This window comes from Empedobacter brevis NBRC 14943 = ATCC 43319, assembly GCF_000382425.1.
GTDB lineage: Bacteria > Bacteroidota > Bacteroidia > Flavobacteriales > Weeksellaceae > Empedobacter > Empedobacter brevis.
The window spans coordinates 13,224-28,340 of record NZ_KB908304.1; the positions used below are offsets into that span (position 1 = coordinate 13,224).

Consider the following 15,117-nt stretch of genomic DNA (forward strand, 5'->3'; position numbering starts at 1 on the left):
CTTAATTATCTTGTTACTTTTACTAATTCGCTCACATCAAATTTCAATACAGATTGTAACATAAAATTATTTGTTACTGCTGAAGCATTCAATGCGCGCCCTATTACTAAATCCACATTAGTACCTGATGTAGAAATTCTTCTACATCCTACTTTCAATGTATGTTCACCGGTAGTTACATCATTTACCGTATAATTTAATGTATAAATAGACTGATTGCTGGCTCCTTTACCAGGAATTCCGTCAATTTGGTCCGCTCTTAATGCAACCAAAACATTATCAATAAAAATACCACACATAAATTTTATGTTTTGATTTGCAGAAGTCCCAGTGTTTCCTGATTCAACTCCTGTCTGAAACATAATGTTGACTTTATTTTTTGGATCATCTACAGTAAATTTTGCGCTTAAATCGGATGACAATTCTTTCCACTTAGATGATGTTGTCACTAATAGTTCTCCTAAAGAGCTGGTCGCGATGCCATCGTTGCTATTCGTATCAAATAACAGCCCATTCTCACTTGTATTGATAAAACTACTCGTGGTTCTATATTCACCATCTTCATAAAATCCGACTTTAGCATTTTTCCATAATGGAGCATTGCCATCCCCCTGAGATACAAGGATGTCATTGTAATTACCGGCATTACCATCAGTAGTTTTTGAACCTCCTACCTTTAGTTCTTTTCTAAGCATAATATTTCCATTAACATCAAGAGAAGATTGTGGTGTTCCGGTTCCAATTCCTACTTGTGAAAACACAAAGGTTGACATGGAGAAAAGTAAGTAAGAAACTTTTGACTTTTTCATTGTTAATTATTAAATAGTTGATAATAAGGTGGTAGTAAAAAGGGACACAAATGTATACTCGCATATTTATACATGAAATGATATCCATCATATTTAATTAATGTTATTTTATCATACTCCAAAATAATTACTTAAAACACACTTAAATAATTGTAAAACAATAATTTAGTATTTAATGTTAAATTTCTATTTTTTTTATAAATGGCTAGCTGATAAAACACATATAATCCTTCAAAAACTTTAAGAATATGCTTAATTTGGTGATTCTTAATTATCTTTAACACACTGTAAGTAGAAACATGAAGCATACCATCCAAAATAAAGTACATATAGAAAATAGTTGGGGACTATTCGTTGGAGAATTAAATGATAATATATTGCATCGGCATTATGCCTTGCAGATTACAGTTACTTCAAATCAAGAATTCAGAATTACAGATAAAAATAACAAACAAAATTCTTACAAGGCTTGTTTCATTAACAATAATATTGAACATCAACTCAATAGCAGTGAAATATCTTTAATTATTCTCATAAACCCTATTAGCTGTATTGGACATCAGTTTCACAACAACTATAAAAATGCTAAAATTGTAAGTTTAAAAGATGATTTTCATCTGCTCTCGAATATGTTAGATGAGTATTTACAGAACAATTCTGATTTTGATCATCTCACTAAAAATATCAACCGTTATCTTACAAATTTTAAATGTCAATGTGAACGAGAAAATCATTTTGATGACAACCGAATTTATAATACTATCGCATATTTAGAAAGAAACAGTGATCGTGTTGTATCTCTAAAAGAAATTGCAGCTTTTTGTTTTCTTTCGGAAACTCGTTTTTTGCATCTTTTCAAAGAAAAAACCAATATCAATTTCAGACGATATCAATTGTGGAACAGGCTGATTAAGTCACTTCCTTATTTAAAAACGCATTCCATTACTGAAACTTCACATCAATTTGGGTTTACAGACAGTTCTCATTACAACAGAACATTTAAAGAAACATTTGGACTTTCTCCTAAATTTTTATCTTCTCTAAAATAGCCGGTTTATACAAGTTTGTCTTTACAAAGTTTTTCATTTTTGAACTGAAAAAAAATCAAACACTTTTTACTTCATTTAATAATAATGATTAAACTAAATTTAAACACAGACGATATGAACAATTATCTTGTAGAAACCCAACTCCTTGATTATTCTCATCCATCTATACAAGAGTTAATAAAACAACGACAATGGAAAAAACTTGACACAACTGAAAGAATAAAAGCGATTTACAACTTTGTTAGAGATGAAATAAAATTTGGGTACAATATTTCAGATGATATTGCTGCTTCATTAGTATTGAAAGATGGCTACGGACAATGCAACACCAAAGCTACCTTATTAATGACTCTACTAAGAGCAACAAAAATCCCAAGCCGTCTTCACGGTTTCACTATTGACAAAACATTACAAAAAGGTGCAATTACAGGTATAGCCTATTTACTTTCGCCACAAAATATTTTACACAGTTGGGTGGAAGTTTTGGTGGAAGAACAATGGTATTATCTAGAAGGAGTTATTTTAGATAAATCATATTTAATCAAATTGCAACAAAAAAACAACGATTGTAAAACCACTTTTTGTGGTTATGGTGTTTACACTGATAATTTTGGCAACCCTCCTATAGAATGGGATAAAAATAATACGTTTATCCAGAATAAAGGAATCAATCAGGATTTTGGTTTATTTGCTACACCCGATGAATTTTATACCAAGCATCAGCAAAAATTAAATCCTTTTCAAAAGTATATTTTTAGAAAATTTGTGCGGCACAAAATGAATAAAAATGTAGAAAATATAAGGAACAACAATTAAATATTTTGCAATTCTGTTCTGTATCCAAAAATAGGCTCCTTTAGGAGCCTATTTTTAATTAATTCTTTTCTTTTTTAATTATTCATGTGTGCTTTCTTCTTCATAACCTTCTTCTTCAATCTGGAAGGTTGTATGAGTAATCTTAAAATTATTCATTGTTTCATCTGTAAGAATTTTCAGCAGGAGATTATAATTAGTTTCTTTATCTCTCACAATATGCACACTCATTGCATTCACACCTGAGGTAAGTGACCATACATGCAAATCATGAAGACTTTTTACTCCGGGAACCTGCTGCAAAGCATGACGCAGTTGATGAATATCCACATCTTTGGGCGTACTTTCAAGCAATACATTAATTGCTTCTTTAAGGAGACGCCACGTTCGTGGAAATATTAATAATCCAATCGCCGCAGAAATAATAGGATCAGCATAATACCAATTTGTCATCAACATAATAATCCCTGCTATCATGACCCCAACAGAGGTAAGCATATCCGACAATACTTCAAAATAGGCTCCTTTCATGTTGAGACTTGCTTCAGAATCTTTTCTCAGAATCATCATTCCGACAATATTTACCAATAAACCTATTCCCGCAACAATCAACATCGATTTGCTTTGTACTTCCGGCGGATTCAGAAATCTTTTATACGCTTCGAAAAGAACATAAATGGAAATTCCTAATAAGATTACTGCATTAATTACCGCAGCTAAAATTTCCGTCCGATAATATCCATACGTCTTTTTAGCATCTGCTTTTCGCTCACCTATTTTTATTGCTATGAAAGCTAAAAGTAAACCCACTACATCAGTAAGCATATGAGCAGCATCTGCAAGCAAAGCCAAACTATTGGTGATAAGCCCACCGATAACCTCAGCGATAAGGTAGGTTCCGCTTAATACCAAAACAATAAGAAGATTCTTCTTGTGCTTACTTGCTGCCGAAAGTGTTTGATTATTCTTATTCATCATTACTCAAAATTGTGTTAAACTTGTTACATTTCGTAATACAAGGGATTTTCTTTTTTCAACGGAACGTTCTGCTCTCCAATCATTTGTCTCAGGTTGATTTCTATGGTTTGTGCCAGAGAAGTCATCGGAGTATCCACAGGAGTATTTTCAAATGGATCCTGCATAATGATTGAAGTTCTCTCAATCGCAATGAATAAAGTAGGAACCAAAATGGTGATGACTACTTCAACCACTAACTGGCCATCATCTAATCCAAAAGGTAATATCGCAGCAAATACATAAATTAGAATATGTACCAAAATACTATAGGATCTTGGGAAAACTGTATTTTTCAGTCGTTCACATTTTCCCATACTATCACAAAGCTTAGTGATAGCTTCATTCAGCTGTAACTGCTGAAACTCTGAAATTGATTTTAAGGATGACAATTCCTTTACCTGCTTAGAATGTTCGTCCAAAAGTGCATTGGGAATATTGAATGCATTTATAGAATGTACATCTAAATACCTCTGTACTTTTTCCGAAAATGGCACTCTTCTCAATGATTCCCCCAATGCAAACGTCCATACAATCTGCCTTGCGGCAAATTCCTTCGCTTCCTCCTCTGGTAAAAACTGTAGAGCCAGCCTTATCAGTGTACGTGAATCATTGACAATAGCTCCCCAAACAATTCTTGCTTCCCACCATCTCTCATAAGACTGCGAAGTACGGAAAGCCAATAATAAAGATACTGCTGTACCTACCAATGCAGGTATATTCAATGGCAATGATATCTTGCGAAATCCGGGAAGTAAATCTAAAATTCCCATGCATATAGCAAATATAAAAATGAAAAAAACCTGAGATTTTATTTCATTGATGAAATACCAAATAGAGACTCTTTTATTTAACAACATAATTATTTTCTTTATTGATTATGACCTTTCATTCTCCAAGTAAGTTGTCTTCATCTTCATTATTTTAAGGATAATATAAATGAACATCGTAACAACAGTCCCATAAATGAACCATAAATTATAATCCGAATGATTTTTCATCCACTCTCCCAATAAATCGAACACCATAAAAACCAAAAACATGGCAAAAAGACCATTCTTTTCTTTCTTTAATACCTTTCTTATACTAAAAGGAAGTTTGTTCTTTATAAATAACTTTAAGTTAGGAATAAAAACCGGTACTTTGGATGCCCATATCCGGTATTTTTTCCCGAATTTCTTTTCTAAAAACTGTTCTTCTGCATAAATAATTCTTTCATAATAAATCCAGTAAAAAAGAATAAATGCAACAATAAACCACAGGTTCTCTGTAAACATTGCCGGCCCCAACCACATGAAAAAGTTGCCTAGATATAATGGATTTCTGACAATACTGTAAATTCCTGTTGTGTTCAATGTATCTGCTATTTGTCCTTCTGAAGTATTTCTTCCTGATGTATTTTTAGGAGTATGACCTACTGTATAGACTCTGATTCCCAATCCTAACAGACTCACCAATAAACAACTTAACTCATAATAAAACGTACAGTTTGAGGCTGTTTTCATTAGACTGGTCTGAACAGAAACTATTAATCCTATAACTAAAATTCCTACCGGTAAAACACTTCTGTATTTAAACAGCCAACTTCCTTGCTTTTCAAGTTCTTCTTTTAAAGCCATTTGTTATTTTTAATGATTAATGCGAGTGATCTTCTGTATTACTCAATTTAGCATTAATAAAGAAAGCTCCTTTTATCACTATTTTTGCTCCCTCCGGAATATCTTTAACAAGCGTTATCGCTGTGTACCCCATATCTGTTGTACCTTTTACCACTTCTATTTTCTCAAAATTAAGATCTTGAGCTTGTTTTTTTGCATGATCAGCAGCTTGTTTCTCGTTCTCATGTTGATGTTCTGTTTCACCTTCATCATGTGCATGTCCGTGATCGTCATCAGCAGGTTCCTTACTATGATCTTCTGCTTTTTTGTTGGTTTGTACAAAAATGTAGAATTTACCATCCGCCTCAACAATAGCATCATTAGGAACTGCTTTGGTTAAAACATTTGAAAGGCTAACCTGTCCAATCACATTCATGCCATCTATCAATCCAACTTTATTCCCTATCACTTTACTATGAACAGAAATAGTTTTACTGCTATTTTCAAAAGACGAACCAATACTATAAACTTGTGCCTGGTAAGATATTTCGGGATTATTCGTTAATCTAAAATTGATGATTTGCCCAACTTTCATTTTAGGTAAATCTTTCTCAAACACGTGTAAGTCTAAGTGAATAGAACTGTTATCAATTATCTCAGCTACAGGCGTTGAAATATCAACATAACTTCCTATTTCTGTTGTAATACGGCTTACAATTCCGCTAATAGGCGATGTAATTGCCATCCCATTTCTTAAATTCTTATTCGAAACACTACCTGGATTAATTCCCATCATCTGCAATTGACGGACTAACGAAGCTTTTTGAGCTCTCAGCGTTTTTAATTCTGCTGAAGCAACTTGTAAATTTTTCTTTGCTCCGGCGTCATTATCGTACAATTCTTGTTGTCTTCTACTCTCTTGCTCAGCATAGGTAATTCGACTTAAAACCGTTAAATATTCTTCTTGTTTTAAAATATAATCCGGGTTTGAAACTGTCGCAATTACTTGTCCTTTTCGGACATAGTCACCTTCTTGTATACGTAAAGTTTGTATAATTCCTCCAAACATAGCCGCAACACTCGCTTTACTATTATTCGGAACACGCAGCAACCCATTGGCTTTTATACTAGAAGTCAGCTCTTTCATCTCTATTGTGCCTAACTGTAAACCAATAGATTTGATTTGTTCTTGGTCTAATGTTGCAATGTTAGAAGGAGTTTCTTCGTGTTGCTCTTCTTTCTGTTCAGGAGTTTTTTGCTCTTCTGTTGTTTTAGAACAGCTAAAGAAAACAGTTAAAGAGAAAATGATATATAATGCTATTTTAAAATTTTTCATTATTATTGATTGATTATAAAGTTAATAACTACAACGGATTGATTGACTTGTTGTATCGATTCTAAATACTTTAATTGAATGTTGGTTGCAGTTTGCAATGCAAAAAGATATTCAACATAAGAAATTTCTCCCGTTTTGTATCCTAATTGTGCTGCCTTTACAATTTTTTCAGCATTCGGAATTGCCTGGTCAACATAATAATCGTATTGGCTTTTATCCTGTTGATATTGTTTTATTGCGTTGTCTAATTGCGTTTGTAGCTGTTGCACTTGATACTTCGCATTAATTTCCGCCGCTTGTTTATCATGGTCTAATGCTTGGATACGTGCTTTTGTTGCACCAAACGTAATCGGAATCGCGACACCTACATTAACCGAAGTGAAACGATTCAGTCCGCCATAATATTTCTCAACACCGTTGACATCATAATTCCCTCTTATAGATTGATTAACAACCCCTAAAGTAAATTCAGGTAATCCTTGTGCTTTTTCTACTTTTTTATTCTTTTCAGCAATTTCCATGTCTTGATAAAATGCCTGAACCAATGGATTATTAGCCAATGTAACACTGTCCATTATAATATCCAGATTAAGAGGTTTGTATTTATTCTCTTTTACAATTTCCAAATCTTCCGTTGTATTCAGCAATACTTTCAAATTTTTATAAGCATTTTCCAGATACACATTGTTTTGTCTTAAAAGCAAATTAATTTCACCCTGTTGCGTTTCAGCTGTATTAATCTCTATTTTTTTGATATCACCCGCTTTGTAGCGTATGGTAGCAATACGTATAAAATCTAGATAGAGATTGTCCAAATTCATTAATTGATCTTTGTTATATTGCAAATACTCTATTTGATAATAGTATGTTCTCACTTGCCTTAGGAGCTCATTTTTAGAGATTTCTTTGTTTATTTCTTTGCTTTTAACATTCGCCTGTAATAATTCTTTTCTTGCTTTAAAGATTGTTGGAAAAGGTATACTTTGGGCAATGGTAAATGAATTATCAAATTTTGGTCCTCCATTTTGACCAAGTTGTGCTTCAAAATTTAACTTTGGCAACTCGCGATACGTTTTCACCAAAGATTCGCTTGATAAAACTTCTTGGTTGTTCGACTTTAATAGAAGGTTATTTTCAATTGCCATATTTTGGACTTGGAATAAATCTATTGATTTAGTCTGTCCTTTTACCATCTGTCCTAGAGAAAGTACACCTAGAATTAATAAAGGAGTTATTTTTCTTGGATTAAATTTTAATTTTGTTGAATTGAAAATTAAATATAACATAGGTAAGACAAATAAAGTTAAAAATGTTGCTGTTATTAAACCTCCTATCACCACTGTTGCCAATGGTTTTTGTACTTCTGCTCCTGCCCCTGTTGAGATTGCCATTGGTAAAAAACCAACAGATGCTACAGTAGCTGTCATCAATACAGGTCGAAGTCTTATTCTTGTACCATTGATCACACGACGAAACATATTTTTCTCTCCTTCTTTTTCTAATTGATTAAATGTTCCGATTAATACAATTCCGTTCAATACAGCGACTCCGAATAATGCAATGAATCCAATACCGGCACTAATACTAAACGGCATATCTCTGATCATTAATGCAAAGACTCCTCCTATGGCACTCATTGGTATAGCAGTAAAAATCAAAGCAGCTTGTTTCGTTGAATGAAATGTAAAATACAACAACATAAAGATTAAAAATAAGGAAACAGGAACTGCTATCATCAAACGTTTACTCGCCGCTTGCAGATTCTCAAATTGTCCGCCATAAGTATAATAATACCCCGAAGGTAATTTTACCTCTTTATCTAATTTTTGTTGAATATCTTCTACAACAGATTGTACATCTCTCTCTTTGACATTGAACCCGATTACAATTCTACGTTTTCCCTCTTCACGGCTTATTTGAGAAGCGCCTAACTTGTAATCAATATTCGCCACCTGAGATAATGGAATCTGAAAACCTGTATTTGTCGGAATCATAAGATTTCTAATATCATCAATATCCGTCCGATGCAAACTATCTAAACGAACAACCAAGTCGAATCTTCTTTCATTCTCAAAGACCTGTCCTGCTGTTTTTCCTGCAAATGCCGTACTCAAAATATCATTCACATCTTTTACATTCAAACCATAGTTTGCCAATCTTATCCTATCATATTCCACATTAATTTGAGGAAGACCACTGACACGTTCTATTTGCGGTGAGGTAGCTCCATTAACAGACTGTATTACTTTACTTGTTTTATCGGCATAATAAGCCAAGGAATCTAGGTTTTCTCCAAAAATTTTAACTGCAACATCCTGTCGAATACCTGTCATCAACTCATTAAAACGCATTTGTATCGGCTGATTTTTTTCAAAAAATACACCAGGAATAACTTCTAATTTTTCCATGATTTCATTGCCCAATTCTTCATAAGACTTATCAGTTTTCCATTCTTCTTTAGGTTTGAGAACAATGATCATATCTGTTGCTTCCGGAGGCATTGGATCTGTAGGGACTTCAGCAGATCCCGTTTTTCCAACCACCATTTTCACTTCATCAAATTCTTTGATAATACGAGATGCTTTCATTGAAGTTTCAATGCTTTGTGATAACGAGCTTCCTTGTGGTAAAATACAGTGAAAAGCAAAATCACCTTCTTGCAACTGGGGTATAAACTCACCACCCATGTTTTTGAACATAAAAATTGTCAGTGCGAATAAAGCAACTGTTCCTCCAACTAACCAGTATCTGATTCTGATTGCTTTCTTCAAAAGTGGCTGATAAATTTTATATAATTTATTCATTATTTTATCCGAAAAATTTTCTTTAGTCGCTACTTTCTTCGATAAAAATAAAGCGCTCATCATTGGAATATAAGTTAAAGAAAGAATCAATGCTCCAAGAATTGCAAATCCTACAGTTTTTGCCATTGGTGTAAACATTTTACCTTCAACCCCTGATAAGGTAAGAATCGGAATATAAACGATTAGAATAATGATCTCTCCAAAAGCAGCACTATTTCTAATTTTTGAAGCGGATAGAAATACTTCTTGATCCATCTCTTTTTGGGTTAACCTTTTTTTAGATTTTATCATACCCAAATGATGCAAGGTGGCTTCGACAATAATCACCGCTCCATCTACAATTAATCCGAAATCTATCGCTCCGAGACTCATCAAATTGGCACTCACACCAAAAACATTCATCATACCTAATGCGAATAGTAAGGATAATGGAATTGCTGAAGCCACAATTAATCCCGCTCTCAGATTTCCTAAGAAAATTACCAAGACAAAAATTACAATTAAAGCACCTTCTATCAAGTTTGTTTCAACTGTACTGATGGCTCTGCTTACTAAATTTGTTCTGTCAAGAAAAGGTTCTATTATGACATCATCCGGTAAAGATTTTTGTATCGTCGGAATTTTTTCTTTGATGTTATCTACAACCTCGTTGCTGTTTGCTCCTTTTAACATCATCACAACTCCTCCTACGGCATCAACTTCTCCGTTGTATGTAAGTGCTCCATATCGTATAGCACTACCAAAACGTACCTCTGCAATATCTTTTATATAAATAGGAATAGTTCCTGTATCGTTCTTTACCGGAATAGCTTTAACATCCTCTAAAGAAGTCACCATACCAATACCTCTAATAAAATAAGCATTGGGTTTTTTGTCTATATAAGCTCCTCCTGTATTTTGGTTATTAAGCTCTAAAGCATTGAAAATATCCGTTACAGTAATGTCCATTGCTCTAAGTTTATTAGGATCTATAGCGACTTCATACTGCTTTAGCTCTCCGCCAAAACTATTAATTTCTGCAACACCGGGAGTTCCGTTCAACTGCCTCCTTACAATCCAATCTTGCATTTCGCGTAATTGCTTGGCATTGTATTTTTTTTCACTTCCTTTCTTGGCATGTAAAATATACTGATACACCTCTCCCAGCCCTGTACTCACAGGAGCTAATTCCGGTGTTCCAACTCCATTCGGAATTTCTTCCTCCGCTTGTTTCAATTTTTCAGTAATGAGCTGCCGTGCAAAGTAGACATCGACATCTTCATCAAAAACAACTGTAATAACAGATAATCCAAAACGAGATATACTTCTTATTTCTTCAATATCAGGAACATTTGCAATACTTTGCTCTATTGGAAAGGTTACTAATTGTTCCACTTCTTGTCCTGCTAACGTTGGACTAACGGTAATGATTTGTACTTGATTATTTGTAATATCAGGGACTGCATCTATTGGAAGTTTTGTTGCACTCCATACACCCCAGATAATCCATAACACTGTAAATATCCCAATAACAACTTTGTTTTGGATACTAAATTTTATGATTTTATCTAACACAGATTTTATATTAATTGTATGAACAAATGCATCTATTTTTTTGAAGAAAAATAAACGCAATATTATATTCTACTTTACTTTACAGTAAAGCATAAGACCAAAAGCCTTATCCTGCAATTAATATTTTTGGAGGTTGCCAAATATCGGCATACAACTTATTCTGAAAAAAATCTTTTCTCAATAGTATTTTTTCTGAAGAAAAAATTTCAATAAGATTTGGTGTTGTAATGATTTGAGGAAATACGATGGAAGAAATTGTAATTTGACAACAATTACAACTACATAAAGGACTACAAAAATCTTTATGAGACGAATTTTCTTTTGTATGAGAAGCTTCTATTTGTTGCACACCAACATTGCTTACTGATTCGATGTCTTTACAAGGAATTACAGAAAGAATGATAATGTAGACAGCTATCAAATAAGTTAATATCTTCATACGGCACAAATATAGCAATTTTATCAAAAATGTACAAAAGAATTCGCTTCAAAACTAATTATTTTTGTACACAATACCTCTACTTTCCCTTTTTCAAACTTGATGATTCAGCCTTGAGTAAATAATTTAGCTCACCAATGCAATATTTTGATAAAGTGATAGTTTTTTAACCTAACAATAAATAAAAATAATCTTTCAAATAAATGAATACACAGCGAATCTCTTTTTTAACTTTTGTCTGCCTCCTATTCTTTCAAATTTCAAACGCGCAAAAAATTTATACAACTGATGTTTCTAATTTTTGGAAAGCATACGATAGTATTCAAAAGAATCCATCACATAAAAGTGAAATTATTGATCATCTTTTTTTAGACAAGAAAACAGCTGGATTGAAATCATTTATGGACATTAAGAAATTCGGAAAATACGACTATTTAACCCTTATCGAAAAGTACCCTAAATTCTGGAATTCTATTCGTCAAAACACCATAATTGATCAAAAGAAAATTAAACCCATTACCAAAGCATTCAAGAAATTTGGAAAACTTTATCCTCATACTTCTAAAGGACGTATTTATTATACCATTGGAGCTTTAAAATCAGGAGGAACAACCAATCATGAAGATTTGCTTTTGGGCATTGAAAAAATAGTTGGAGATAAGAATACAGATGTAACCGAATTTGAAAATGAGAATGCAAAAAAAATGTTTTCATTTACAACTCCTTCGTTATTGGAACACGTAACGGTACACGAATTTATCCACACATTTCAAAAAGAAGGTGAAATTAATGTTTTATCAAAAGCAATTAAAGAAGGTTCTTGTGATTTCATTGCAGAATTAGCACTAAACAAGCCATTTACCTCGCACTATATTGAGTATGGATTCAAGAATTATGACCACGTAAAACTAGAATTTAAAAGCGAAATGTTTAGCCAAAACTTTTCAAATTGGTTTTATAATAGCCATGCCAAAAATCCTGATCTTGGTTATTTTGTGGGATATGTGATTTCTAAAAAATATTACGAAAACTCAACAAACAAAAAAATAGCAATTAAAAATATCATTGAATTGGATTTTAATAATGAAATCGAAGTCCTTCAGTTTTTTGCAAAATCAAATTATTTTGAAGACAACAAAACAGCTGATCAAATCCTCGTGGATTATAAAGCAAATCGACCAAAACTGAGACGAATTGTTGAATTTGAAAATGGAAATCAGAATGTAAATATCAATACAAAGAAAATACAACTTATATTCTCAAAACCAATGCATGACAATGTTTCTATTAATTTTTCTAAAAATGGAAAAGAACATTTTCCTTTGAAAAACATTGCTGGTCTAGACAATACAAAGACTGTCTTAACATTAGAAACAATCGATTTACAACCCGATACAACGTACGATTTTTATCTTACAGACAGAGTTACAAAATCAACTGATGGGTATCCTTTTGCAGAAACAGAATATAAAATTTCATTCAAAACCGAAAAATAATTAGAAGAATCATTCTATTTTAGAGAAGCTGTTATTCGTGCATACCATGAATAATCGTAAATGTTTAAGATATAAAGTTTACATCTACACTATTTATAATTTTATGAAAAAACGGCTAAAATAATTAGTAAATTTGTTTCTTCTAATTCAGCTCAAGAGTGGTTAAAGTACTTATAATAGACGATGAAGAAAAGTTGAGAAATTTACTTTCAAAAATCATCAGTTTTGAAGGATTCGACGTTTTCCAAGCATCCACTATCAAGTCGGGATTGCAACGATTGCACCTAGACGATATTGATGTTGTCATCTGTGATGTTAAACTACCGGACGGAAGCGGTGTGGAAGCAGTTAAAGTTATAAAGGAAAAGTACTCTGAAATAGAAGTTATTCTTTTAACAGCGTTCGGAAATATTCCGGATGGCGTTCTGGCAATTAAAAATGGCGCTTTTGACTACATAACCAAAGGTGATGACAACAATAAAATCATCCCGCTTTTGTATAAAGCAAGTGAAAAAGTGGCTTTAAACAGAAAGGTTCAAAAATTAGAGCAACAATTGGGTGAAAAACATTCGTTTGATAAAATCATTGGGAAATCCAAAAACATTCTTCAAGCAATTGAATTGGCTCGAAAAGTAGCCAATACAGATACAACTGTTTTATTGACAGGAGAAACCGGTACAGGTAAAGAAATTTTTGCACAAGCTATCCATCAAGGCAGTCAGCATGCTAGCCATAATTTTGTCGCTGTAAATTGTTCCGCATTTAGCAAAGATTTATTGGAAAATGAATTATTTGGACACAAAGCAGGAGCCTTTACAGGTGCGATGAAAGATCAAAAAGGATTGTTCGAAGAAGCACATAACGGTACTATTTTTTTAGATGAAATTGGTGAAATGGCGCTGGATTTACAAGCTAAAATTCTGCGTGTATTGGAAACCGGAGAATTTTTGCGTGTTGGAGATGCTAAACCTATAAAAGTAAAGGTACGTATCATTGCTGCAACGAACCGTAATTTGGAAGAAGAAATAGAAAAAGGACATTTCCGAAGCGATCTTTTCTACCGATTATCTGTTTTTAGTATTCATCTCCCGGCTTTAAGAGAGCGTCCCAAAGATATTCGGTTATTAGCAGAACATTTTGCAGGAATATTTGCTTTAAAATCAAATAACAAACTTATATTATTGACTGATGAATACATTACCGCTTTGGAAAATAACACATGGAAAGGAAACATTCGTGAATTGAAGAATGTGATTGAACGAAGTGTTATTTTAGCAGATACCGAAATATTGAATTTAGAAACATTGCCTGTAGAATTTCAATTCAAACAAAACGGATCAAAATTACTTTCTGCATTTTCCATGGCCAGTGCTGAAAAATTACACATTCAGAAAATCCTTAATCATACCAATGGAAATAAAGCAGAAGCCGCCAGACTTTTAGAGATTGGAGTGGCAACGCTTTACCGAAAAATTGAAGAATATAAAATAAAGTAAACCACTATTCTGATTTGCTTTTTGCAAACTTCTGCAAATCTTCGTTCGCCCCATAAATTACAATGATATCATCACGCTGAAGTACAGTTGTCGGTTCGGGAATACCCTGCACATTTGCTACGGTTTTACTTCGACCTAAGAAACTTTTTTCTTGTGTATCACGAATAATAGTCAGAATCAACACATTATGATCTTCACGGAATTTTACTTCTTCAATGGTTTTTCCTATATATTTTTCAGCAACAACAATCTCTACAATGCTGAAGTTCTTATTCAGTTCAAAGGAATCAACCACTCCTTTTAAACATAATTTTTTTGCCCATCGTTCCGCAGTTTCCTCTTCCGGACGTACTATTTCATTTACTCCGAGAGCTTGTAAAACATTTTCGTGCAATGGATTAATCGAACGACTGATTAACCTTTTTACTCCTAAATTTTTAAAGTGAGCTGTCACCATAATATTAGCTCCTTCATCTTCCCCTATACAAACCATTACAATATCTGTATTTTTTAATGGAAGATGTGTAATCGCAGATTGATCTGTTGCATTCATACAAACGGTGTGTGATAATTTATCTTTTAAAGCAACTACTTTTTCATCACGTGAATCCACACCTATTACCTCGTTTCCTTGCTGGGTTAGTTTTTCAGCCAATGCTCCGCCAAAGTTTCCTAATCCTACTATAATAAATTTCATTTTAACTTCTTT

Annotated in this window: 12 protein-coding genes; 4 read left to right on the forward strand and 8 right to left on the reverse strand. The window is 33.1% G+C overall.

Annotated elements, in window-relative coordinates:
- Positions 1–5 precede the first annotated feature (5 nt).
- Positions 6–809: a hypothetical protein gene (locus tag H277_RS0116320; protein ID WP_146810546.1), complete on the reverse strand. Its 804-nt coding sequence runs from the start codon at positions 807–809 to the stop codon at positions 6–8.
- Positions 810–1,108: 299 nt separating this feature from the next.
- Between H277_RS0116320 and H277_RS19865 the strand changes: the two genes are divergently transcribed.
- On the forward strand, positions 1,109–1,858 hold the full coding sequence (locus H277_RS19865; protein WP_019976696.1) for a helix-turn-helix domain-containing protein: 750 nt from the start codon (positions 1,109–1,111) through the stop codon (positions 1,856–1,858).
- Between the two features lie 114 nt (positions 1,859–1,972).
- Positions 1,973–2,674, forward strand: a complete 702-nt coding sequence (locus H277_RS0116330) for a transglutaminase-like domain-containing protein (RefSeq protein WP_026357674.1) — start codon at positions 1,973–1,975, stop codon at positions 2,672–2,674.
- 78 nt (positions 2,675–2,752) lie between these two features.
- Here H277_RS0116330 and H277_RS0116335 read toward each other — a convergent pair whose 3' ends face one another.
- The 6 genes from H277_RS0116335 to H277_RS0116360 form a co-directional block, all read right to left on the reverse strand.
- Positions 2,753–3,649, reverse strand: a complete 897-nt coding sequence (locus H277_RS0116335; RefSeq protein ID WP_019976698.1) for a cation diffusion facilitator family transporter — start codon at positions 3,647–3,649, stop codon at positions 2,753–2,755.
- A 23-nt stretch (positions 3,650–3,672) separates the two neighbouring features.
- On the reverse strand, positions 3,673–4,545 hold the full coding sequence (locus tag H277_RS0116340; RefSeq protein ID WP_026357675.1) for a bestrophin family protein: 873 nt from the start codon (positions 4,543–4,545) through the stop codon (positions 3,673–3,675).
- An 18-nt stretch (positions 4,546–4,563) separates the two neighbouring features.
- The gene (locus H277_RS0116345; protein ID WP_019976700.1) at positions 4,564–5,304 is read right to left on the reverse strand and encodes a methyltransferase family protein; all 741 of its coding nucleotides are present in this window, start codon (positions 5,302–5,304) and stop codon (positions 4,564–4,566) included.
- A gap of 16 nt (positions 5,305–5,320) precedes the next feature.
- Positions 5,321–6,619, reverse strand: coding sequence for an efflux RND transporter periplasmic adaptor subunit (locus H277_RS0116350; RefSeq protein ID WP_019976701.1), 1,299 nt, complete (start codon positions 6,617–6,619; stop codon positions 5,321–5,323).
- A gap of 2 nt (positions 6,620–6,621) precedes the next feature.
- A complete protein-coding gene (locus H277_RS0116355) occupies positions 6,622–10,977 on the reverse strand; it encodes a CusA/CzcA family heavy metal efflux RND transporter (RefSeq protein ID WP_026357676.1) in 4,356 nt (1,451 codons plus the stop codon).
- 106 nt (positions 10,978–11,083) lie between these two features.
- Positions 11,084–11,416, reverse strand: coding sequence for a DUF6660 family protein (locus H277_RS0116360; protein ID WP_019976703.1), 333 nt, complete (start codon positions 11,414–11,416; stop codon positions 11,084–11,086).
- Positions 11,417–11,619: 203 nt separating this feature from the next.
- Here H277_RS0116360 and H277_RS0116365 point away from each other — a divergent pair, with 203 nt between their 5' ends.
- Positions 11,620–12,912 carry a DUF2268 domain-containing putative Zn-dependent protease gene (locus tag H277_RS0116365; protein ID WP_019976704.1) on the forward strand — a complete coding sequence of 431 codons (1,293 nt, stop codon included), beginning with the start codon at positions 11,620–11,622 and terminating at the stop codon, positions 12,910–12,912.
- A 158-nt stretch (positions 12,913–13,070) separates the two neighbouring features.
- Positions 13,071–14,408, forward strand: coding sequence for a sigma-54-dependent transcriptional regulator (locus H277_RS0116370; RefSeq protein WP_019976705.1), 1,338 nt, complete (start codon positions 13,071–13,073; stop codon positions 14,406–14,408).
- Positions 14,409–14,412: 4 nt separating this feature from the next.
- Here H277_RS0116370 and H277_RS0116375 read toward each other — a convergent pair whose 3' ends face one another.
- A complete protein-coding gene (locus H277_RS0116375; RefSeq protein ID WP_019976706.1) occupies positions 14,413–15,105 on the reverse strand; it encodes a potassium channel family protein in 693 nt (230 codons plus the stop codon).
- Between the last annotated feature and the right edge of the window lie 12 nt (positions 15,106–15,117).